The organism is Longimycelium tulufanense (assembly GCF_014645795.1).
GTDB lineage: Bacteria > Actinomycetota > Actinomycetes > Mycobacteriales > Pseudonocardiaceae > Longimycelium > Longimycelium tulufanense.
On the sequence record NZ_BMMK01000003.1, the window covers coordinates 170,540 to 192,758 of the forward strand.

Sequence of the window (22,219 nt, forward strand, 5' to 3'; positions counted from 1 at the left end):
GCGTTCGCAGGCTCGCCCAAGGGAGAATCGCCGCGTGACCGACATCCCGCGTCGAACCGTCCAGCGCACCGCCAAGCTCGCCAGTCTGCCGCTGGGCGTGGCCGGGCGGGTCGCGGCCGGGTGGGGCAAGCGGTTGGCCGGCCGCAGCGCGGAGGAAGTGTCCGCGGAGGTGTCCGCCCGGACCGCGGAGCAGGTCTTCGCGGTGCTCGGCCAGCTCAAGGGTGGCGCGATGAAGTTCGGGCAGGCCCTGAGCGTGTTCGAGGCCGCGGTGCCCGACGAGCTCGCCGCCCCCTACCGCGAGGCGTTGACCCGGCTGCAGTCCGCCGCTCCCCCGCTGGCCGCACGTACCGTGCACCGCGTGCTGGCCGAGCAGCTGGGCCGGAGCTGGGCCCGCCGGTTCGCCGAGTTCGACGACGAGCCGGCCGCGGCGGCCAGCATCGGCCAGGTGCACCGCGCGGTGTGGCACGACGGCCGCGAGGTCGCGGTGAAGGTGCAGTACCCGGGCGCGGACGAGGCGTTGCTGGCCGACCTGCGCCAGCTGCAGCGGTTCAGCCGCCTGTTCCAGGCGCTGGTGCCAGGAACCGAGGTCAAGCCGCTGCTCAACGAACTCCGGGACCGGATGGCAGAGGAGCTCGACTACCGCAGCGAGGCTGACAACCAGCGGGCGTTCGCCGCCGCTTTCGACGGCGACTCGCGGGTGCGCGTGCCCAAGGTGGTCGCGAGCGCGCCGAAGGTGATGGTGACCGAGTGGGTCAGCGGCGACCCGCTGTCCCGGATCATTCGGGAAGGCAGCCGGGAGGAGCGCGACGCGGCGGGCCGGCGACTCGCGGAGTTCCATTTCTCTTCACCGGCGCGGGTCGGCCTGCTGCACGCCGACCCGCACCCGGGCAACTTCATGATCCTCCCGGACGGCCGGATGTGTGTCATCGACTACGGCGCGGTGGCCCGGCTTCCCGACGGCCTGCCCCCGACGCTGGGCGTGATGACACGCCTGGCGTTGGAGCGGCGTTCAGCGGAGCTGCTCGAGTTGTTGCGCAACGAGCACTTCGTGCGGCCGGGCACGGAGCTCGACGCCGACGAGGTCCTGGACTACCTCGCGCCGTTCGTGGAGCCACTACGTCCGGAGCGGTTCCACTTCACCCGCCGCTGGCTGCAGTCCCAGGCCGAGCGGATCGGCGACCTGCAGAGCGACGACTTCCGCACCGGCCGCTCGCTGAACCTGCCACCGCAGTACCTGCTCATCCACCGGGTGACGTTTGGCGCCATCGGGATCATGTGCCAGCTCGATGCCGAGGTGCCGGCGCGGGCGATCGTGACGGAGTGGCAACCGGGTTTCGCCGGTGACGAATAGCCGTGCTCCCAAACGGGGCCACGGGTTCTGGCCAGCACCGCGGAAACGATCGGGAGACGTTGCTCCACGACGCGGGTAGCGAGCTGAGCGGCTCACCACCAGTCGGTCGGTAGCTTCCCCTCGATGTCCCGCACGTGTCGCCGCGCGCAGTCGGGGCACAGCCAGCGGGTCTGTTCCCCGGAACGCTCGGCGACCCAGGTGAGTGCGGTCAGGGAGTCCTCGGTGTCTCGCCGGGCTCCGCATCGCAGACAGACGGCGACCGTCCGGTTGGTCACGATCGCGACGATACGCCGCGGCCCGATCAGCCGGTCGGCGCGGTCCCCAGGTGGACGGTGTCCGCGGCCAACCAGTAGATGTCGTCCCGGGCACCCGCGAAGTGCGGGCTCGTGGTGTCGAGGAGTGCGTGGACCGCCTCCAGGTCGTCGGCGCCCAGCCGGTCCGCGGTGATCTCGAGCAGCCACCGTAGGCGATCGACCACGGCCTCGCGGACCTGCGCGGACGCTGGGGCAGGGTGGTCGACGAGGGTGGTGAACGAGGTGACGTCCACCAGCCCGGCCGCGGCGAGCGCGCGCGTCCAGCCGACCGGGAGGCGCACCGCATCCGGCATCGTGTCCCGCAGCTCACGGAACCACTCACCGCGCGTCGCACACAGCCGGTGCTCCAGGCCGGGCGCCCCGATGCCCACGTCCCACGGCAGGGTGCGGGCCTCCAGCCCGCCCTCGGCGAGCGCCAGTCGGCCGCCCGGGGTGAGCAGGGCAGCAAGACGGCGCACGGCGAGCTGCTGGTCGGGCAGGTGGTGTACCACGTGGGACGCCCAGACGAGGTCTCCGGCGGGGATGTCGGTGAACGCCCTCGGGTCGGCAACGTCCGCCTTGACCGGTCGTACCTCGACCTGCCCGCCCAGCTGGCCGCGGACCAGGGCGACGCTGTGGTCGAGCACCTCCGGGGTCATGTCGACCAGGACGAGCGTTCCGCCGCCGTGGTCGGCCAGCTGACGGGCGAGTTCGAGGCTCATCCCGCCCGCACCGGGTCCGACGTCGATGACGGTGCGGGTGGATGCGGTCACAACGCTGCGGGCGATCTCCTGGTAGCTCGCCGTGGCAAGTGCGTCATGGCGGCTCAGATCACCGAGCTTCTCCGCCCAGTCGATTCCGTCGTGGCCGTGCCCGTGTCCGTGCGTTGTCACCCGATGGACGGTACGTCAATGAGCCGGCACTGTGAAAATGGACTTGCGGAACCGGTGCTCTTGGTCACGGCAATTCGGCCGCCTGCAACATCTGCCCAAGATCAGCTGGATGGCGACAATTGCTGGTCCGACCGGGAAAGGACTTTTATGGTGCCCTGAACTTCGGTTCTGGGGAACGCCGCAACGCCCTGATGGGGCGGGATGTTCCAGTTTCGTGCGGACCGGTCGCCACAGGGCAAGTAAGGGTATCGCGGGCGGACCGCGCCGTTGCGCTCGTAGATCGGGGCGGGTGGTGCTAAGGAGTGTCGGGGCGTAGGTGTGCATCTCCGGGCGGGCAGCGGCTCGAGGCACGAGGTGCGAATGATCCGTACCCCAGTCACGAACGGCGGCTATCACCGGAATTCCCAGGCGCGTTCCCAGCAACGTGTTGGGAAAGCGTTCGAACAGTGATCAGCCGCGACAGACGGGGTCGGCGTTCGGCGGCGGGGCTGAGGAGCCCACGATCGACCGGTCACACCGGGCCCGATTGGGACTATCCCAACACAGTCTCAGAATCGTCCCGAAGCCGGCACTGCCGGCGCCGCCCCGGGAAGGGCGACGCCGGCAGCGTTCGGTTTGTCAGCGACAGAGCCCGGTGGCGGCGCGGTTGGCCCGCCTGTCGGCATACCGCGCCAGCCAGCGCCATCGCTGGGTCCGGAGCAGCTGCCGCGCCAGGCGCTCCTGGCTGGCGGCAGCGTGGTCCTCATACATTCGGGTTCTGGCAAGGGCTTCATGGATGAGCATGGCGTTGGTCCCCAGGAAGATCTGTTGTTCGGGTGTGCGGGCGAGCGTCAGCTGCGCGGTCATGCGGCGGCCTCCTCGCTGCGGCGGTTCTGCTTGGGCAGCTCCGGAGCGGTCCGCTGCTCGGCCAGCTCCCGGGCGCGGTCCTCCTTGCGGGGACGGCCGCGCGGCCGCTTGCGCGCGATCACGTTGCCGCGCTCGAAGATCTCGCCGCCCCAGACGCCCCACGGCTCGCGCCGGGCCAGGGCACCGGCCAGGCACCGCGCCTTGACCGGGCAGCTGGCGCACAGCTGCTTGGCCTGCTCCAGCTGGGCCGGAGCCTCGGCGAACCACAGGTCCGGGTCGTTGACCCGGCAGGGCAGGGCGAGCTCCTCCGCAGGTGCGGCCGTCGCCAGCTCGGCGACGCCGACCGTGGAGCCCCCGACGGTCGGTGCGACGGGCAACGCCCCGCCGGCCAGCGGGACGGTGGCGGTGAACATGAACGGCTCCTCCGTTCTGTCGTGCGGTACTACGGGTCGATCTGCATCTCGGTGTGCATCTCGGGTTTTCAAGGTGGTGCTGGATCTCCTTGGCCGGAGAAACACGAAGGCCGCGGATCCGACTTCGCGGTCCGCGGCCTTCGTGAGCCTGTCCTGATCTGTCAGGGACTTCTCTCGAGCGGCGCGAACGAGCGAGCGCGGAAGGTTGCGTTCGGGACGTCGGTGGCGAGCATCAGCGGCTGGGCGATCACGGCCCACCGGACCTGGCGGCGGACATACTCCACGCCCGACTTACCCAGCTGCTGATCGGCGCGCGCGCCGAAACCCCCGGACAACCGGTGGCCAGGGGTCGCTGCCGTCGTAATCAGCTCCATCTCGGGCCACCTCCTTCATCCGGTAGTCGGTCGTCGTCCCGTCGGGCTCGCACCCGGCCCCTGCAGGTTATTGGCAGGAGCGCGGCGCCGGCAACATCTTTTTCTACATTCCCTCAGGATCTGGTGAGGAACTTCCGTTGACCAGGGCGATCACGTCGGCGCCGTAGCGATCGAGCTTGGCCGCACCGATCCCGGGGATGGCCACCAGGCCGGCCTGGTCGGCCGGGCGTTGCTCGGCGATCGCGGTGAGCGTGGCGTCGGTGAACACCACGTAGGCGGGCACCTTCAGCTGCCGGGCCCGCTCGCTGCGCCACTCCTTGAGCCGGAGCAGGAGTTCCTCGTCCACGTTGGACGGGCAGTGGTCGCATCGGCCGAGCTTGACCGCCATCGTGCCCACGAGTGGTCCACCACATACCCGACACTGGCGTTTGGCCTGGTTCCGAAGGCTGTTCTTGGACAGCAGCGCACCGTCCCGCTGCCGCCTGGTGGGGAGCGCCGCGGGGTGGTTGTCCGGGATCAGGTGGTAGAGGAAGCGGCTGCGTCGCCGATGCCGACGCCCGCCGGGCGAGCGGGAGAGCGCCCAGGACAGGAAGAGGTGTTCCCGGGCGCGAGTGACGCCGACGTAGAGCAGCCGGCGCTCTTCCTCGACCGCCTCGTCGTCGCCGTCGGCGTGCTGGATCGGCAACGTGCCGTCAACGAGCCCGACCAGGAACACCACGTCCCACTCCAGGCCCTTGGCGGCATGCAGCGAGGCGAGGGTGACGCCCTCAACGGTGGGTGGGTGCTGGGCCTCGGCGCGGATGTCCAGTTCGTGGCCGAAGCGGGGCAGGTCCATGTCCTCCAGCGTGCTCGCCAGTTCCTCGGCGAGTTCGACCAAGGCGTGCAGCGACTCCCACCGCTCGCGCATGGCGCCGCCGGGCGGGCGCTCGGTGCTGAGGCCGAGCGGAGCAAGAACGGTTCGGACCTGCTCGGCGAGCGTGCCTTCCGGCGGGGTGCCGGCGGCGGCACGCAGAGCCTGCATCGCCTGCCGCACCTCGGGGCGAACGAAGAAGCGCTCACCGCCGCGCACCTGGTACGGGATGCCCAGGTCGGACAATGCCTGCTCGTAGACCTCGGACTGGGCGTTGACGCGGAACAGCACCGCGATCTCACTGGCAGGGACGCCAGCTCCCAGCAGGTCCTTGATGCGAGCAGCGACGGCGGCGGCCTCGGCGGGCTCGTCATCGTGCTCGGCGAACTCGGGTTCCGCCCCGCCGGGGCGCTGTCCGACCAGCTTCAGCCGGGAACCCGCCGGGCGGCCGTGGGCGGCACCGATCACCTTGTTGGCCAGCTCCACCACCTGGGGGGTCGACCGGTAGTCGCGTTCCAGGCGTACGACGGTGGCCTCGGGGAAGCGCCGGGGGAAGTCGAGCAGCCAGCGGGGTGAGGCACCGGCGAAGGTGTAGATCGTCTGGTTGGCGTCGCCCACCACAGTCAGGTCGTCGCGATTACCCAGCCATGCGTCGAGCACACGCTGCTGTAGCGGCGTGACGTCCTGATATTCGTCGACCACGAAGCAGCGGTAGCGGTCGCGGAACTCCGTGGCGACGTCGGTGTGCTCCTCGAGCGCTGCGGCGGTGTGCAGCAGCAGGTCGTCGAAGTCCAGCGTCCTGGCCCGGTTCTTCAGCTGCTCGTAGGTGGCGTAGACCTGGACGACCTGTTCTGCGGGCAGCGGCGTCTCGCGATGCACCTTTGCGGTCACCGCCGGGTAGTCGTCAGGTGTCACCAGGGACGCCTTGGCCCACTCGATCTCACCGGCGAGGTCACGCAAGGCTTCGGCGTTCGTCGGGGCACCGACACGATGGGCGGCCTGGCCGACCACGCGCAGCTTGTGCTCCACCAGCTGCCACTGCTCGTCGTCGACGACACGTGGCCAGAAGTAACGGAGCTGGCGAAGAGCGGCGGCGTGGAAGGTGCGTGCCTGGACACCGTGCACGCCCAGCGCACGTAGTCGCGTACGCATCTCACCCGCGGCACGCGCCGTGAAGGTCACAGCCAGCACCTGGCTGGGAGCGACATGCCCGCGATGTGCCAGGTACGCGATGCGGCGGGTGATGGTGCGGGTCTTGCCGGTACCGGCGCCCGCGAGGACACACACGGGGCCGCGCGGGGCGACCACCGCGGCCCGCTGCTCCGGATCAAGTCCCTCCAGCAGCCCTTGCCCGGTGTCCATGCCCGCCATCCTCGCACCCGCCCTGCGCGGCGCTACCGCACCCCACGGGCCATCGGATGTCACGTCGCTACGCCATGTTGACGTCGTGGAACAGCATTCGGACCTCGATCATGACCTCGAACGGAACCGTGGCGGACACCGCGCGCCACCGAAAACACATGCTCGCGCCGCGGAAAACATGTGCTGGCGCCACCGGGAACAGGTGCTGGTGCCGTTTCGACAACGCCAAGGACACCAACGGGCGTAGGCGAGGTGCACGGTTTCTGTGCCCGATGGGCACGGTCGGGCACCCCGAACAGCGCCTTCTTCCAGCACCCAAGTCTGGGCAGCCCCGGCTGGTTCATGTCAATGAACCGCCCCACGCGTGCGGCAGGTTCTGACATGCACCTCTCGTGCACTCGAGATGTGCGGACATTGAGCGCGAGAAGCGCGCGAACTGCAGCCGAGATGTGCGTGCCGTGCTCTGGTCTTGTGCGTGTCGTGCGGTCAGCCCGCCTGCGCCCAGGCGGCCACGATCTTCCCCGCGATCGACGACATGCCCGGCACGCGAACGCCAGGCACCCGGCCGCCTTCACGGAGTACCGCACGAACCTCGTCCCGATGCACCCATCGGGCGTCCTCGATCTCCCCGTCGGCCAGGCGAAGTGGCGCGTGCCGCGAGGCGACCGCGGTGAAACCGAGCATCAGGGATCGTGGAAACGGCCAGGGCTGGCTGGCCAGGTAACGCACACCGTGCACGGTCAGGCCCACCTCCTCGGCGATCTCCCGCACCACGCACGCCTCCAGCGACTCCCCCGCCTCCACGAAGCCGGCCAGGATCGAGTACCGTTCCGGCGGCCAGACCGGCTGCCGGGCGAGCAGCACGTGCTCCCCGTTGACACCTTCCTCGTCGTGCACCAGGCAGATCACTGCCGGATCGGTGCGCGGGTATTCCTCCCGGCCGCACCCGGGGCACTGCCGGGCCCACCCGGCCTTCTCCCGGTGCGTCGGGGTGCCGCACACGGCACAGAATCCGGCCGCGTCGTGCCAGTTGAGGAGCGCCACCGCAGAGGTCATCAGCCCCGCATCGGTGTCATTGAGAAGGGCGCCGGCAATGCGCAGGTCAGCCCAGTCCCCGCCATCGTCGTCCGGCGATTCCACGCGAACGGCCCAGTAGCAGGTGCCGTCCTGCTCCCCCAACAACACGGCGTGCTCCACGGGCTCGGGACCGAACTCGGCGGTCCCGGAGTAGGTCAGGGCCAGCTCGCCGTGGTCACCCGCCATCCGGGCCCGGCCATGGTGGTCGATCCGCAGCAGGCGACCGGTGGGCCACTCCCGCTGTAGCCGCTCGGTGTCGTCCCGCAACACCTCGTCGCGGGCCACCGTGGAGCGGGACAACGCCGGGGCGCCGGCGAGCTGGAAAGGCTCGCCGGCGCGGGCACCGTTCACCGTCGAGCAGCTTCTTCCTCCCGTGATTCTCACGGCAGGCGCACACCACCCAGCGCGGCGAGCGGAGCCGAGAGCCGGTCGGCGTCGCCCACGACCACGCCGGTCCAGCGGGTCGGCGCGAAGAAACGCCGCGCGGCCTCGGCGACCTCGGCCACCGTGACCCGCTCCAGCCGGCCGGGGTGGTCCCGCAGCCAGTCCGGGCCGAGCCCGACCCCGGCCAGGGTGAGCAGCATCGAGGCGAGCCCGGCCTGGGATGCGGTGGAGGTCAGCAGCGCCCCGACCGCGAACCGGCGGGCCGACTCCACCTCGGCTTCGGCCGGCGGGGTGACCGCCATCCGACCGAGCTCGTAGCGGATCTCCAGCAGCGCCGGCGCGGTCACCTCGCTGGCGGTGTCCGCGTCCAGCAGCAGGGTCGCCGCACCAGGAGTGAACTCCGGCGAGCTGTGCGCGCTGTAGGTGTAGCCCTTGTCCTCGCGGATGTTCTCCACCAGGCGCGAGGAGAAGAAGCCACCGAACACCAGGTTCGCCAGCTGCAACGCCGGGTAGGCCGGGTCGGTGCGCGGAACCACCTGCGTGGAGAGCCGGATCTGGGACTGCACGGCACCGGGCCGCGGCACCAGCAGCAGGTCACCGCCGCTCACCTCGGGCAGCGAGGGTAGCTCGGTAGCGGCACGCTCCGACTGCCAACCGGACAGGGCGCCAATCACCGCGTCGATCGCGCGCGTCGGGTCGATGTCGCCGACCAGCACCAGCACGGATCCGCGGGGAACCACGGCGTCCGCGTGCATGGCGCGCACGTCCTCGACCGAAACCGCGGCAACATCCTCCGGTTCCGGGATCTCCCGCGTGAACGGGTGGTCGCCGTAGCGGTGGCGCTGCAGCGCCTCACGCGCAATCACCCGGGGCTGGGACCGGGCGACCGTGATCCGCTCCAGCAGCCGTTCCCGCTCGCGCCGCACCTCGTCGTCGGGGTAGGCGGCACCGGCGAGGACATCGGCGAGCACGTCAAGCAGCACGTCCAGGCCGTCGGCCAGGGCGCTGCCGCTGAGGCTGAGCCGCTCCGGGTCCACGGCGGCGTCCAGTTCACCGCCGACCCGCGCGAGATCGGTGTCGACCTGCATGCGGGTGCGTCGCCCGGTGCCGCACAGGAGGGTGGAGGCGAGCAGCTCCGCGCGGGCGGCGTGCGTGGCCGACTCCCCCGCGAACGGGATCCGCATCCGCATCTCGACCAAGGGCACGGCGGGGCGACGCACCGCAATGACCCGCAGCCCGTTCGGCAGGAGGGTGTCGACGGTCAGTGGCTCGGCGACCGTGCGCTGTTCCCCGAGCGGGGGCAGCGGGCGGGGCCCGCGCACGGTGCGGCCGATCTCCTCGGCGCTGCGGTGCGGCGGGGTCGCCGGGGTGGTGGTCGCAGTCACTGGCTTCCTCCGTTGGGGACGACGGTCAGCACCGCGCGCGAGTCGGGGCGCAGCGCCTTGGCGGCCGCGGCGACGTCGGCGGGCGTGATGGCGGAGATGCGCCGCGGCAGCTCCCCGACGATCTCGGCCCGGCCGTGCAGCAGCTCCATCGCGCCATAGGCGAGGGTGCGGGAGACCAGCCGGTCGTGGTCGTGGTGCAGGCCGGCGACCCAGCGGGCGGTCACCCGGCCGAGTTCGTCGGCGTCCGGGCCCTCCCCGGCCAGTCGATCCAGCTCCTCGTCGAGCACGGCCAGCACCCGGTCCGGGTGGGCCTCGGGCGGGTGGATGGCGGTGACGGTGAAGGTGTCCGGGTCGCGGGCGTCCAGCGCGCTGAACAGGCCGCAGCCGGCGGACACGTCGGTGACCAGAGCCTCCCGGTGCACCAGGCGCTGCTCCAGTCGCGAGGAGTGGCCGTCGGTGAGCACCGCGGCCAGCACCACGTTCGCGAGGTAGGCGTCCAGCTCGGCGACCGGGTCGGGCAGCCGGTAGCCGACCGCGAGCGCGGGCAGCGGGGCGTGCGGGTCGAGGTGCTCGGCGCGCTGTTCGCCGGCCGGCGGTGGCTCGGCGAACGACGGGCGGGGTGGGGTACCGCGGGCGGGGACGTCGCCGAAGTGCCGGTGCACCAGCTCGGTCGTGGTGGCCACGTCCAGGTCGCCGGCGACGGTGAGCACGGCGTTGCCCGGCGAGTAGTAGGTGTCGAAGAAGGCCGCACAGTCGTCGACGGTGGCCTGCTCGAGGTCGGTGAAGTCGCCGTAGCCGTTGTGGGCGTTGGCGAACGTCCGGTAGAGCACCGGTGGGAGGTGGATCCAGGGGAACCCGCCGTAGGGCCGGTTCAGCACGTTGAGCCGGATCTCCTCCTTGACCACGTCTACCTGGTTGCGGAGGTTCTCCTCGGTGATGCGGGGCGCCCGCATGCGGTCGGCCTCCAGGAACAGCGCCCGCTCGAGCGCCGCGGAGGGCAGCACCTCGAAGTAGTCGGTGTAGTCGGGGTGGGTGGAGCCGTTGAAGGTGCCGCCGGAGCCCTGCACGTGCCGGAAGTGGGCCAGCTTCTCCAGGCTCTCGCTGCCCTGGAACATCAGGTGCTCGAACAGGTGGGCGAAGCCGGTTCGGCCCTCCGGCTCGGACCGGAAGCCCACGTCGTAGTGCACGCTGACGGCGATCACCGGGGCGCTGTGGTCCGGTGCGAGCACGACGCGCAGCCCGTTGGGCAGCGTGAACCTGTGCAGCTGGGGTGCGGCCATGTCCGCCAGCCTACGTGCGTCACGGACGGTCAGGTCCGAGGATCGGACCATCCGCGGTCGGGTGACGACGGACCGTGGCCCCGGTGGTGACGTCAACCGGGCGCGGCAACCCTCGCCGGTCTGGCCGAGGACGCGGCGGCCGGAGCGGTCGACGGCGTGTCGGAAGATCCGGACACTGCTGCGTGCGGAGGCGTGGCGCGAGGTCACCGAATGCTGACCAGCGGTTGCGAGTCCAGGCCGGCATATGTCGCAGGCAGTGTGCGCATCGCCGGCTGGACGCGCTCAGGACATGCCTGGCGAGTGCGCCTCGATGTGTGCCGCCGATCGCGGCGCGCGGCTCGCTGGCAGCAGCGAGCTCGGTCGGGTCTGCCTTGGACTTTCCCTCCGCGCGATCAGGTTTCCGCAGCGTGGATCGGATTGACGCCTCCGGTCACCGTCTCAGGTCACGTCGAGGGGTCAGGTCGACGCCCGCAGGGAGCGCAGGTGGTCGGCCTCGGCGAGCGCGCCGTCCAATGCCGCCAGGAACGCCGGGAACCGCTGGGCGAAACGCCGCAGGTCGCCGTCATCTGCTCCGCCGTACCAGTACAGGCCCGGGGTCCCATCGGCGCCGGGATCGAGCACCGCGAAGGTCTGCAGCCAGTGGTCGGCCTCGCCGAGCACCACGGCGTAGGGCAGCGACCGGGAGAACACCATCTCGCGGTCGGCCACCGGGACCGTGTCGGGTGTTGCCGACCGCAGGTACTCGCGCAGCCCGCGCACCTGCTCGATCAGGGCGCTGCCACGGCGGGTGCGGGCGGGCATCCACCGGGAGCCGATCACGAGCGCCGACCCGCCGACCAGGACGGCGAGCCCGAGCAACGCGAGGTGGGTGGTGAGGGTCAGGACGACGGTGAGCACCACCCCGGCGAGGCCCACTCCCAGGCCGATCCACCACCAGCGGCTCCGCTCGTTGTCGGGACGGTGCTGGAACCAGCGCGAGGCGACCACGTCGCGGTACAGGTGGTCGCGCACGGCGGTGAGGTCCAGCCCGGCGCCGCCCAGTTCGGACACCCGCACGTGGTCACGCCCGCCCGGACCGATGCTGGGCAGCAGTGCTTCATAGACAGCGCGCTCGTAGGCGCGGAGGTGTTCGTCGGGCGGGTTGCGGCGAACGATGCGCCAGTCCGGGCTCGGCCCGGGCACCTCCTCGATCCACAGGTAGTTGCGCACCGCGAGGTCGACGACGGTGGCGGCCACGTCAACGACGTCGACATGCTCATCGACCACGGTGCCGACCTGCCCGGGCAGGACACCGTCGGGCGAGGCGAAGCCCACCCGTCCCCCGGCGTCGGTGACCAGGACGGTGACCGGGCCGACGTCGCTGGCCAGGGCACGCGTGTCGCGCCCGCGCGCCCACCAGAGCAGCGCGACCCCACCGACGAGGAACAGGGTCAGCCCGCCCAGACCCGCCCCGGTGGCCGGTGTGAGGGCGAACGCGCCAGCCAGGCTGAAGGTCTTCTCGAAGCGTGCGGTGGCCGGGACCGTGCCGGGCTCCATGCCGACGGCGAGGTCGAGCCGGTGGCCGGCCTTGAGCCCGATCTCCTGCGCACGCACGATGTGACCGTCAGTGATCTGTGAGACGTCGCAGCCGGTGGTCGAGCCGACCGCGCCGGCAAGGCAGGTGACCGAGCGCGGCGGGGTGGGTGAGACGAAGGAGATGGTGACCGTGTCGATGTCGGTGTCCCAGCCTCCGGTCACCTGCCACCGGGCTTCCTGTCCCTCGCCAACATCGGCGGCAACACCGTCCACCGTGTACTTCAGGGTGGAGGTTCCCGGCCCCATCTCGGCGGCCAGGGTGTCGGGGCCGGCGCTGATCCCGCCGTCCGGTCCCTCGAAGGATCTCGTGTCGACGGAGTAGACGCGTTCGAGGTCGTCGCCGACGGCCTGGCGCAACGGGACCCGGCGGGTCACCTGTTTCCCTTCCGGGACAACAACCTTCTCGGTGACGGTCAGCCGGCCGTCCCGCTCCAGTCGGAGCTTGACGTCCACCGCGACGCCGCCGGGGAGCGCGGTGGTCGGGCTCGGCTCCGCGGGGCCGGGGGACGGTGGTGGGGGCGGAGAGCCGAGGAACCCGGTCGCGGTGACGAACACCGCCGCAGCGGTCGCCCCCCATTTCGCCAACACGCCGCGGAATATAACGAAGTGTTCCTATGCTTGGCGGGCAGTTGGGAGATCACGCCGCTACCGGGTCCGGTGACGTGTCTCGGCAGGCCGCCCCTTATATGTGTGGCAGGGGTTGTTTGCCGCGGGCTGGTCGGCTGGCGGGCTGGTCATCCGTAACCGTGCCGGGACCGGTCACGGCGGCGGAGCTTTGAGGGGGATTCAGGTATGACGCAGCCACCACCAGGCTCCTGGCCGCCACCACGCCCGGTCGCACCACCGCCCCTGGCCCGCCCACTCGGGCATCCGCCCGCCGCACCACCCGCACATCCCACCGCGCACCAGCCAGCGACACGATCGGCGACCCGCGCGTCAGCTCCCGGCAGTCAGTCGGCACCGGCCAGACCAACGCCCCACCGCACCGCGGACCGGCCAACGACACCACCACCGACCGGTACACCAGTTCCCGCCGACCAACCCACGCCAACGGCCCCCACCACCGCACCACCAACGCAACCGGCGACCGGTGCGCCAGTTCCCACCGGCCACCCGACACCCACCGCACCACCGATCCCTCGCACCGCGGACCGGCTCATAACGCCGCCGGCGACGGGTGCACCGGTTCCCGGCAGTCACTCGACACCGACCCACCCGACCGCGCACCAGCCGACGGCACCACCATCGACCAGTGCGCCGGCGTCCGCTCCGCCGACCACGGCACCGACCCGCCCCGCTGCGGTGCCGACGCCACCAAGGACCGGGACTCCAGCTCCCACGGGACATCCGAGACCCGCAGGGCCACCATTTCCCCCTCCCCTGACTCCGCTACCACCACCACGGGCGGCCCACTCCGGCGCTCCCCCGGGTACCCCTTTGCCGCCGGCCCCAGCGATGCCGGCACCGCATCCGGCTCGGGCCCCTCGGCCCAGAGCACTTCACCCGACATCCCCGTACTGGACGCGTCCGGGCTGCCACCCCACTCCTTTTCCCCCACAACGGAAGTCCGCAGCCGGGCCGCTGGTCGCGATCGGACTGGTCGTCGCGGCGGTGCTCGGGGTCGCGCTCGTCGGCATCGTCACGTCAACCGGCTCGAGCTACCGCACGGCCGAGCCCGGCTACGAGAACTACCCGACCTTCTCCACCACAACCACCACAACGTCCGCCACCGGCACCACAGTCGCCGCCATCCCGACCACGGCGGAACGTACGTCCCCCCGAGCCACGCCGACCGCGGGCCAGCGCACCCCCGCCACCCGTCGGGAACCCCCGAAACCACGGCCCGTTCCCAAGCTCGCCGACAACCCGCTGATGGCCAACGGCCTCGGCGTGCCGAAGACCCAGTGCTCCCTTCCCCGGTGGAACGCCTCCCCCGCCGGGCAGCAGGCCTACTACGAGGCCGCCGTGAACTGCATGGCACGAGCCTGGGCGCCGGTTCTCTCGGCCGCGGGTCTGCCCACCGAGCCGCCCCGTGTCTACACCCCGACGGGTCGCCACAGCTCCCCCTGCGGCAACCGCGCCGCCACCGACAACGCGTACTACTGCCGCGGCAACATTTACATGCCGCCGCAGTACTTCACGAAGGTCGAGGGCCTACGGATGGAGCAGCCCGCGGTCTTCCTCGGGGTCCTCGCCCATGAGTACGGCCACCACGTCCAGGAGCTGAGCGGGATCATGCAGGCCGCGTGGAGCATCCGCTACGACGTCGGGGAGGAGAGCGTGGCCGGCCTGGAGAACTCCCGGCGGACCGAGCTGCAGGCGACGTGCTTCGGGGGCATGGTCTACGCGGGCCTTGTCGGCAACGGCTCGGTCGGCCGTGGCCTGTACGACGCCGCGCTGCGCGACAACTACCAGCGCGGGGATCACAATGGGCGGCCACGGGATCACGGGCATCCGCAGAACAACGGGGTATGGTTCCAGCACGGCGCGGAGAAGAACCGCACCGCCCAGTGCAACACCTGGAGCGCATCACCCGACTCGGTGGCCTGAGCAGCCCGACCTGGTGGCCTGGGCAGGCTGGGGTTCCCCTGCTCTTCCGCGGGCGCCCGATCTCTCTATGCTCGGGCAGGTCAGTCGAGGACCAAGGGGAAATGCCTCTGATGACGCCGAGGGTGCCGCACGGCTCCGGGCCCCAGCGAGCCGCCACCACTGTCCCGCCCCTTGCCAATCCCGACAGCCTCCCCACCCAGCCGGTTCCGGTGCGAGCCGGACCACAGGGGGAGTCGGGGACGCCGCCCGCACCCCGGTTCCCGTCGACGCCGTCGTGGTCGCTCGCCCGGCATCGCGGCCGGCCCGCCACGCCCCGTGCTCCGGTCCGCACCACCCAGCGGCCACCGGTACCCGCTCCCCCACTGCCGCCACCGCGCGTGGCACCACCGGTGGAGACGACGGGCTATCACCCGTTGATGGACCTGCCGACCGTCCGTTTCCAGGCGGTACGCCAACCCCCGCCCACCGGCTTCCCCCGTGCCAGACCGGCAACCGACCGCCCGAAGGGCAGTGTTCCGGTGGCGGTCATGCTGGTCGTCGCCACCCTGCTCACCGTCACCTTCATCGGGTTCATCGGAACGAGCGGTGCGGCTCAGCGCGTGGCCGAACCCGGGTACGACCACTATTCCCGGTACACGCCGCTGCCCACCCTCGCCGGACCGAGCCACCCAGCCACCACGAGCGCGACAGCCCCGGACATCACGCCACCCGAGGGCGTGACGTCCGACCCGACCCCGGTGTATCGCACCGAGGACAACCCGTTGCACTCCCGCGGGCTCAAGCCCGCTCCCATCAGTTGCGACCTACCCCGCTTCCGGTCCGACCCGGCCGGCCAGGATGCCTTCTACCGGGCGGCATTGCCCTGCCTGCGGGCGGCGTGGGCGCCGGTGCTCAAGGGGGCGAACCTGCCCCTCCCCCCGATCGAGTTGCGCACGATCACCGGAACAGTGAGCACGCCGTGCGGAAACCGGGGGCAGAAGGACACCGCCCTCTACTGCGACGGCGTCATCTACATGACGGCCCGGTACTACGCGGAACTGGAGCGCATGGGCAACCGACCGGGCCGATACCTGGCCGTGCTGGCGCACGAGTACGGCCACCACGTCCAGGAGGCGAGCGGCATCCTGCGTGCGGCCTACGACCGCGGGTACGAGGTGGGCCACGACACCCCGGCGGGGCTGGAGGTGTCGCGGCGCGCGGAACTTCAGGCGACCTGCTTCGGCGCGATGTTCCTGGCCGCGGCCGCCGGTCGGGGGGCGGTGAACCGCACCGTCGTGGACGAGGCCTTGGAGGACTTCAGCAACCGGGGCGACTGGCCGGGGGCGCAGCGGCCCCGGGACCACGGCAAGCCCGAACTGAACCGGCTGTGGGCGCATCGCGGCTTCCAGGCGAGCAGCACCGCCGCGTGCAACACCTGGATTTCCGCACCGCCGGACGTGGCCTGACGCACCGCGCAGCGTCGCTCAGCGCGGCGGTCCCGGAGGCCAGGGCGGGTCTGGGCCGTGGGCCGGAGGCCACGAGGGTTCGTTGCGCGCGGGGGGCTGCGTGGGCCACGCCGGTTCACCACCGCGTGCCGGCGGCGATGCCGTACCCGGCCATGGGGTTCCGTTGGTCGGCGGTGGGTTTCCGGTCGACGGAAAACGGCGTATGGACGGAGGCCGGCGCCCGGTCGGACCACCGTCATTGCGCCCGCGTTGCTGTTCGGGCATCCGGTGGCGCTTCTGCTCGCCCGATGCGTGCCGCCCTTCCGAGACGAACCGTTCCGAAACCGGTGGCGACTGACGTGGCGCTGGACGCCGCTGCCGCGTCCGTTTCGCCGGGCTCCCTGAACCACTCCGTGAGCTGCTCGCTGAACCACCACCCGACGGGCGGCTCGCCGCGCGGGGGCCGGCACCACGGGCACGACGGCGAGCCGGGGTCGGGCGGGTCGCCGGCATCCGCACCACGAGGAGCCCGAGGAGCGCGCCGGAGACGGCCGCGACGGTAAGCAGCACGACGCCGAGCCGGTTGCGCAGGGCGGGGCCGCTGTCCGTGGTGCCGGTGCCGGCGATCTGGGCGCGGAGCCGCCCGGCGCCAGGGGTGCCGATGACCTCGACCTCCAGGACCTCTCCCTTGCGGTGGCCGCACCCGTCGAGCGTGGCCTGCCGGGCCTGCCCGTCGATCTGTACCTCGACGACGTCCAGGGCGTTGGGCGAGCCGCAGGAGGCCGGGTTCACCACGGTCGCGGCGAGCCGGTGTTCCGCCCCGCTTCCGGCCTCCGGGCCGGCAGCACGCCACCAGACCGCGACCGCCGCGCCGACCCCCACTGCCCCGAGGACCAGCAGGACCAGCAGCCATCGGACCGGTCTGTGCACCGACACGGCCCAGATCGTGGCAGATCCTCGGTGGCCCGCCCTAGGGATGGGGCGGCGGTTCCCGCGATGGCGCGGTTCACGCCGGCGCGCCGTCCCCGGTCAGGGCCTGGCCGGCCGACCCCGGTGGTCAGGTGTTCTCCGTCCCGGCCCGCTCCTCGGCAGGGGTGACCTTGCGGACGTAGAGGAGCCGGTCGCCGACCTCGACGGCGTCCACCTCGGGGGCGTCGACCCGGTGGAGCCGGCCGCCCCGGACGACCCCGAGCACGATCTCCGAGAGGTGTCTGGGCGAGCCACCCACCTCCGACGGCTCGACGTCGCGTTCGGCGATGGCCAGTCCGGTGTCCGGGGTGAGCAGGTCCTCGAAGATCTCCACCACAGAGGGGGTGGAGGTGGCCATGCCCAGCAGGCGGCCGGCGGTCTCGCTGGAGATCACCACCGAGTCCGCACCGGACTGGCGGAGCAGGTGGACGTTCTCCTGTTCGCGTACGGCAGCCACGATCTGTGCCTTGGGCGCGAGCTGGCGGGCGGTGAGCGTGACCAGCACGGCGGTGTCGTCCCGGTTGGTCGCGACCACGACCGAGCGGGCCAGCGGGACGCCGGCCACCCGGAGCACGTCGTTGCGGGTTCCGGAGCCGCTGACCGTGACCAGCCCGAGGGAGGACGCCACGTCGAGCATCCGCTGATCGGTGTCCACCACGACGATGCTCGCGGGGTCGACACCATCACCCAACAGGGCGCTGACGGCGGACCGGCCCTTGGTACCGAAGCCGATCACCACGACGTGGTCGCGCACCTTGCGCCTCCACCTCTGGATCTTGAGGGATTGCCGCGACCGCTCGGTGAGCACCTCGAGGGTGGTCCCGACCAGCACGATGAGGAACAGCACCCGCAGCGGGGTGATGATGAGGACGTTGACCAGCCGGGCAGTGTCGCTCACCGGCGTGATGTCCCCGTAACCCGTGGTGGACAGGGACACGGTTGCGTAATAGACGCAGTCGAGCAGGGAGAGGCCGTCGCCGTTGGCGTCGGTGTAGTCGTCCCGGTCGACGTAGACGATGAGGACGACGGCGGCAAGGACCACGAGAGCGCCGACGACGCGGCGCACGATGGAACGGATCGGACTCACCCCGGTGACGGGCATCCGGACCACGCCGACCAGGGCATGGCCCGGGCGCTCGGTGAGGTGGTCCGACGGCACAGGTCGCCGTGTCATCACACGCCTTCCCCCGAGTCACGGCGTTCCCCAGCGGCAGTCCGCCCGCCCCACTGTGGGGGATGGTGGTCGTCGCTCACGACGCTGCAGCGTAACCCGATGGCGGGGCGCATGGTCACCGCTGTGCTTCGACGCGCCGAAGCACAGCGGCCGTGCCATGGTGGCGCCGTGCGAACGAGATCCTCCCAATCCGCCACCGCGCTCGCTGGGTTCCTGGCCGGCGCGGGCGCGTTGCATTTCCTTGCGCCGGCACCCTACGACGGGATCGTGCCGAGGGCGCTTCCCGGCCGCCCACGCACCTGGACCTACCTGTCGGGTCTGGCTGAGCTGGGTTGTGCCGGGCTGGTCGCTGCGCGCCGAACCCGCCGGTCCGGGGCACTGCTGGCGGCCCTGCTGTTCATCGCCGTGTTCCCGGCGAACGTGCGGATGGCCGTGGAGTGGTCGAAGCGGCCGTGGCCGTACCGGCTGGCCGCCTTCGGACGGCTCCCGCTGCAGGTTCCCCTGGTGTTGTGGGCGCTGCGCGTGCACCGCGAGGCGGCCAAGGACCAGGAAGTCCATTAAGGACATTCACGCTGGCGAGCCAGGCCACCGCGGGCAACGCCGTTTCCGGCGTCCGAAAACGCACAGCACTGCCGGGTCAGGATTCCGCCCGGTGCTGTCGGAGCCCCGCCTGGGCGCATCCCGCTTCCAGCTCGTCGAGTCCGAAGGCGGCGACCGGGCCGAGCGCACCGGTCCCGGACATCCCGCCCTCCAGGGCCTTTCGGGCGCCCCACGCGAGCATCTCGGCGGTGAACCGGTAGGGGCTGGCACCGCGCAGCTCCACCTCGGCCAGCCGCTGGCCGTCGCCGGAGCGCACGATCGCCACCACCGCGGCCGAGGCCAGCTCGCTGCGCGGGTCCGGGGCTTCCGGCAGGCGGGAGGCCACCATCCCGGCAATCCTGCTCGCCGCGGTCGTGAGCACCGGGACCTTGGCCCCGATCCGGGACGCCTGGCTCACGGAGCGGGTCGACTTGCCGAACCAGCCCAGGTAGACATCGACGTCCACCAGGTTGGGGTGCGCCGCGGGCAGGGCGAAGTGCTCGCTCGCGCCGATGGACACCGCCTGGCGGACGCGGTCACCGGCGGGGAAGTCGGCCACCCGCTGGGCGGGCGGCTCGTCGCGCAGCTGCCCATCGGCGAACGTGTAGCTGGTTTCGCCGAGCACGCCGGCCAACGAGACCATCGTTCCGCGGCTGAACGCCCGCCCCTTGATGTTGGTCATGAAGTACCCGATCTCGACTCGGCGCGCGCGTTCCGGGTCGGCACGGCGCAGGGCCAGCTCGGCGGCGAGGTTGCCGGGCACGTAGTCGTAGCCGAAGGCGGTCACCAGCCCTGCCCCGCTGCGCTCGGCGAGCGGGCCGAACCGGGTGAACACGGTGCGCACGAAGGGCGGCTCTCCGGTGGAGTCCAGGTACTTCGCCCCGGTCTCGGTGGCCGCGCGGACGGCGGTCTCGCCGTACTTCAAAAACGGTCCGACCGTGCTGACCAGCACATCCCCCGGAGCGAGGAGGTCACGCAGGGCCAGCTCGCCCTCGGTGGACGTGACATCGACCACGGCGGTCTCGGTCTCGCCGTCGAGGCTGGTTGCGAGCCCGGTCAGCTTGTGCGGATCGCGTCCCACCAGCAACGGGCGGGATCCGGCCCTGGCCAGGGCCTCGGCGGTGAGCCGTCCGGTATGTCCGGTGGCACCCAACAGCACGATGCGACTTCCCATGGCGCACTCCCGATCACGCTTGGCAGCAATTCTGGATCAGGGCCTAGGATGCCGGAGTGCTGTCCTTGCAGCACGCCGCGTTCGCCTTGGGCTGGCGTGGCGTTGTCATTGCCGACGTGGCGGTCCTCGGTTCCCGGGTGTCCGCTGTTGTGCGTGTCCACAGGGACGTCCACCGCTGGCGTGTGCGCAACGGCTGGCCGCCGGAAACCGATCCGTCCTGGTTCCGTTCGTGGTTCGAGCCCGAGCTGCACGACCGGCTGCCGGTGTCGGCGGTGGAGCTCGTCGGTGTCCTGGTGGAGGAGGCGACGCTGCACAACGCCCTGCGTGCGTGCGGCACGTTGATGACGCTGGCGCCGTGCGCCGTGGTGCTGTCGACGCCGCAGCACGACCCCTGGCCGCTGATTGAGCTGGACTATTACGGCATCGGTGTGGTGACGACGCTGGCCGACGGCAGCTCGGAGGTGTCGATCCCGCCCGAGGACCGGTCCGGGGAGTTCGGGCCGTCGCTGTTCGGGCGCTGGCTGCTGGAAGTGCTCTACGACCGGGTGCTCAAGGCTGAGGTGGCACGAGCCCGGGCACGGCGCTGAGTTCGACGTTCGGCGGTCATGCAGAACGGTTGCGGATCTGATTTCTGGCCGATTGTCGGCGACGGAAATGACGGGACGCTTCGCATTCCTGGTCGACGAGTGATCGGCATTGGTTTCCGCCCGGCGGATTGGTCGTGAGCCGGAAATGTTCTCCGCGTGCCAGGATGGCGGCCGGCGCGGTGCCGGCTACGGACGGGACAGGCCGTCCAGGTGGGCGTTGAGGCGCCCGAGTAGCGTGCGGAGCTGGGAGATCTCCCGGTCGTCCAGCGGTGCGGCCAGCTCGGCGTCCCCGTCCGCCACCACGCGCTCGACGTCGGCCAGCACCTGACGGCCATAGCCGGTGAGCGAGAGCCGGACGGCGCGCCGGTCACCGACGGAGATCTCGCGTTCCACCAAGCCGGTGGTCACCAGCTTGTTGACCTGGCGGGTCAGCGTCGGGGCCTCGATCGCCAGCCGACCGGCCAGCTCGTTGTTGCCCACGGCACCGTCGGCCAGGCCACGCAGCACGAGGAACCCGGCGAAGGTGACGCCGTGCCCGGTGAGCGCGCGGTCCAGGTGGGCCCGCGCGGCACGCGCCACCACGTTGAGCTCCTGCCCGAGGCATCGCCAGTCATTGCCGCTGGCTACCACGGTCCCAGCGTATCGGCGGGTGCGGTGGGGCCGCAGCGGCTGAGAACGTGGCCCGCCCGCCACACCCCCGGGGTGTGGCGGGCGGGATCGGCGGACCGTGTACGGGGAAGGCAGTCGGGGCGAGGGGGTGGTCGAGCAGGCGGATAGCCGCGGAGAGACGTGGCTTCGGGGAGATGGGGATCAGGCCCTTGGCAGCGTGTCTGGAAGGTGCGTCGCGATGGGCGGCCGTCCCGCTGATCGTGGCCCGTAGCCGGGCGCTGACAGCCGAGACCGAGCGATCAATCGGGGCAGTCGAGGACTTTCCCTCCGCGCTCCAGCCGGGCGGGGTCCGGACATTCCCTCCGGATCAGCCGCGGGTGAAGCGGTAGCCCTCCCAGTGCTGGGCGTCGTGATGCCACTCCACGCCCTCGCCGGGCTCCAGAGCCAGCACCACCGGCAGCGAATGCGGCCAGCGGCGCACCGCGTCGGAGAGTGGAACGAGCAGGTAGTCCTCGGGCTTGGGGTCGGCGGGCTGCTCGGGACCGACGAAGGAGTAGCCCTCCTCGTCACGCTGGATGTCGGTGAGCGGGCGCTCGCCGGTGACCACGGCACGCTCCACCACGGCGGTGGCGTCCGGGCCGAGCCCCGGCCACTTCTCCACGTCCAGGTCCACACCCTGGGGTGGCTGCTCCGGCGACACCGGGACGCCGATCTGCCAACCGTTGCCCGCCCAGTCCCACAACGCGAGCTGCCCCGACCGCAACTCGTCCAGCGACCCCACGTGCGGCCACGCGTTGACCACGTCCACCAGGGCCATCATCGCGACCTGGTTGCTGCTGTCGCCGGGGCCGTCGAACAACCAGTCGCCCTCGTCGGTGCGGCGCACGATCACGAGCGGGGCACGCAGCTCCACCAGTTCCTGCGCGACCTCGACCTGGGTCTCGGGCGGGCTTTCCAGAGGCCAGTTCTGAGCAAGGGGCATTGCGCCATGCTTCTAGCCCGCGTGCCGGGCAGCAAATCCGCTGCTCAACACAAGCCTCGACCGGGCGGGCCGTGGGAGGGCGCCGGGT

22 protein-coding genes are annotated in these 22,219 nt (G+C 71.4%); 6 read left to right on the forward strand and 16 right to left on the reverse strand.

Annotated features, from left to right (window positions below; genetic code table 11):
- Positions 1-34 precede the first annotated feature (34 nt).
- Positions 35-1,351: an ABC1 kinase family protein gene (locus tag IEY55_RS05470; RefSeq protein ID WP_189054587.1), complete on the forward strand. Its 1,317-nt coding sequence runs from the start codon at positions 35-37 to the stop codon at positions 1,349-1,351.
- 92 nt (positions 1,352-1,443) lie between these two features.
- Here IEY55_RS05470 and IEY55_RS05475 read toward each other — a convergent pair whose 3' ends face one another.
- The 9 genes from IEY55_RS05475 to IEY55_RS05515 form a co-directional block, all read right to left on the reverse strand.
- The gene (locus tag IEY55_RS05475; protein ID WP_189054879.1) at positions 1,444-1,626 is read right to left on the reverse strand and encodes a hypothetical protein; all 183 of its coding nucleotides are present in this window, start codon (positions 1,624-1,626) and stop codon (positions 1,444-1,446) included.
- Between the two features lie 26 nt (positions 1,627-1,652).
- On the reverse strand, positions 1,653-2,537 hold the full coding sequence (locus IEY55_RS05480) for a class I SAM-dependent methyltransferase (protein ID WP_189054589.1): 885 nt from the start codon (positions 2,535-2,537) through the stop codon (positions 1,653-1,655).
- 618 nt (positions 2,538-3,155) lie between these two features.
- Complete coding sequence (locus IEY55_RS05485; protein WP_189054881.1) at positions 3,156-3,383, reverse strand: hypothetical protein; 228 nt, start codon at positions 3,381-3,383, stop codon at positions 3,156-3,158.
- Positions 3,380-3,796: a WhiB family transcriptional regulator gene (locus IEY55_RS05490; RefSeq protein ID WP_189054591.1), complete on the reverse strand. Its 417-nt coding sequence runs from the start codon at positions 3,794-3,796 to the stop codon at positions 3,380-3,382. The genes IEY55_RS05485 and IEY55_RS05490 overlap by 4 nt, the downstream gene beginning before the upstream one ends.
- A gap of 161 nt (positions 3,797-3,957) precedes the next feature.
- The gene (locus tag IEY55_RS05495) at positions 3,958-4,170 is read right to left on the reverse strand and encodes a hypothetical protein (protein ID WP_189054593.1); all 213 of its coding nucleotides are present in this window, start codon (positions 4,168-4,170) and stop codon (positions 3,958-3,960) included.
- Between the two features lie 103 nt (positions 4,171-4,273).
- Positions 4,274-6,391 (reverse strand): ATP-dependent DNA helicase UvrD2, encoded by a 2,118-nt coding sequence (locus tag IEY55_RS05500; RefSeq protein WP_189054595.1) that lies wholly within the window; start codon positions 6,389-6,391, stop codon positions 4,274-4,276.
- Positions 6,392-6,868: 477 nt separating this feature from the next.
- On the reverse strand, positions 6,869-7,810 hold the full coding sequence (gene nudC, locus IEY55_RS05505) for an NAD(+) diphosphatase (RefSeq protein WP_229686078.1): 942 nt from the start codon (positions 7,808-7,810) through the stop codon (positions 6,869-6,871).
- A gap of 29 nt (positions 7,811-7,839) precedes the next feature.
- Complete coding sequence (locus IEY55_RS05510) at positions 7,840-9,228, reverse strand: M16 family metallopeptidase (RefSeq protein ID WP_189054597.1); 1,389 nt, start codon at positions 9,226-9,228, stop codon at positions 7,840-7,842.
- Entirely contained in the window at positions 9,225-10,508 is a 1,284-nt protein-coding gene (locus tag IEY55_RS05515) for a M16 family metallopeptidase (RefSeq protein WP_189054599.1), read from the reverse strand. Before IEY55_RS05515 ends, IEY55_RS05510 begins: the two co-directional genes overlap by 4 nt.
- 61 nt (positions 10,509-10,569) lie before the next feature.
- Here IEY55_RS05515 and IEY55_RS05520 point away from each other — a divergent pair, with 61 nt between their 5' ends.
- On the forward strand, positions 10,570-10,725 hold the full coding sequence (locus IEY55_RS05520) for a hypothetical protein (protein ID WP_189054601.1): 156 nt from the start codon (positions 10,570-10,572) through the stop codon (positions 10,723-10,725).
- Between the two features lie 239 nt (positions 10,726-10,964).
- Here IEY55_RS05520 and IEY55_RS05525 read toward each other — a convergent pair whose 3' ends face one another.
- Together IEY55_RS05525 and IEY55_RS05530 are read right to left on the reverse strand one after the other, a co-directional pair.
- Entirely contained in the window at positions 10,965-12,671 is a 1,707-nt protein-coding gene (locus IEY55_RS05525; protein WP_189054603.1) for a DUF2207 family protein, read from the reverse strand.
- Positions 12,672-13,239: 568 nt separating this feature from the next.
- On the reverse strand, positions 13,240-13,593 hold the full coding sequence (locus IEY55_RS05530) for a hypothetical protein (protein WP_189054605.1): 354 nt from the start codon (positions 13,591-13,593) through the stop codon (positions 13,240-13,242).
- A 101-nt stretch (positions 13,594-13,694) separates the two neighbouring features.
- Between IEY55_RS05530 and IEY55_RS32495 the strand changes: the two genes are divergently transcribed.
- The gene (locus tag IEY55_RS32495) at positions 13,695-14,633 is read left to right on the forward strand and encodes a neutral zinc metallopeptidase (RefSeq protein WP_189054606.1); all 939 of its coding nucleotides are present in this window, start codon (positions 13,695-13,697) and stop codon (positions 14,631-14,633) included.
- Between the two features lie 416 nt (positions 14,634-15,049).
- Positions 15,050-16,078 carry a neutral zinc metallopeptidase gene (locus IEY55_RS05540; RefSeq protein WP_189054608.1) on the forward strand — a complete coding sequence of 343 codons (1,029 nt, stop codon included), beginning with the start codon at positions 15,050-15,052 and terminating at the stop codon, positions 16,076-16,078.
- A gap of 18 nt (positions 16,079-16,096) precedes the next feature.
- On the opposite strand, the gene IEY55_RS05545 is transcribed toward IEY55_RS05540, so the two are convergent.
- Both IEY55_RS05545 and IEY55_RS05550 read right to left on the reverse strand, forming a co-directional pair.
- Positions 16,097-16,993, reverse strand: a complete 897-nt coding sequence (locus tag IEY55_RS05545) for a hypothetical protein (RefSeq protein WP_189054610.1) — start codon at positions 16,991-16,993, stop codon at positions 16,097-16,099.
- A gap of 121 nt (positions 16,994-17,114) precedes the next feature.
- Positions 17,115-18,200, reverse strand: coding sequence for a potassium channel family protein (locus tag IEY55_RS05550; protein ID WP_189054611.1), 1,086 nt, complete (start codon positions 18,198-18,200; stop codon positions 17,115-17,117).
- 168 nt (positions 18,201-18,368) lie between these two features.
- Between IEY55_RS05550 and IEY55_RS05555 the strand changes: the two genes are divergently transcribed.
- Complete coding sequence (locus IEY55_RS05555; protein ID WP_189054613.1) at positions 18,369-18,761, forward strand: DoxX family protein; 393 nt, start codon at positions 18,369-18,371, stop codon at positions 18,759-18,761.
- Positions 18,762-18,837: 76 nt separating this feature from the next.
- On the opposite strand, the gene IEY55_RS05560 is transcribed toward IEY55_RS05555, so the two are convergent.
- Entirely contained in the window at positions 18,838-19,953 is a 1,116-nt protein-coding gene (locus IEY55_RS05560; protein ID WP_189054615.1) for a saccharopine dehydrogenase family protein, read from the reverse strand.
- A gap of 56 nt (positions 19,954-20,009) precedes the next feature.
- Here IEY55_RS05560 and IEY55_RS05565 point away from each other — a divergent pair, with 56 nt between their 5' ends.
- Positions 20,010-20,540, forward strand: a complete 531-nt coding sequence (locus tag IEY55_RS05565; RefSeq protein ID WP_189054617.1) for a hypothetical protein — start codon at positions 20,010-20,012, stop codon at positions 20,538-20,540.
- A gap of 186 nt (positions 20,541-20,726) precedes the next feature.
- Here the strand turns inward: IEY55_RS05565 and IEY55_RS05570 are convergent, their stop codons facing one another.
- Positions 20,727-21,170: a MarR family winged helix-turn-helix transcriptional regulator gene (locus tag IEY55_RS05570; protein WP_189054619.1), complete on the reverse strand. Its 444-nt coding sequence runs from the start codon at positions 21,168-21,170 to the stop codon at positions 20,727-20,729.
- 346 nt (positions 21,171-21,516) lie between these two features.
- Positions 21,517-22,131 (reverse strand): hypothetical protein, encoded by a 615-nt coding sequence (locus IEY55_RS05575; protein WP_189054621.1) that lies wholly within the window; start codon positions 22,129-22,131, stop codon positions 21,517-21,519.
- Positions 22,132-22,219: the final 88 nt, after the last annotated feature.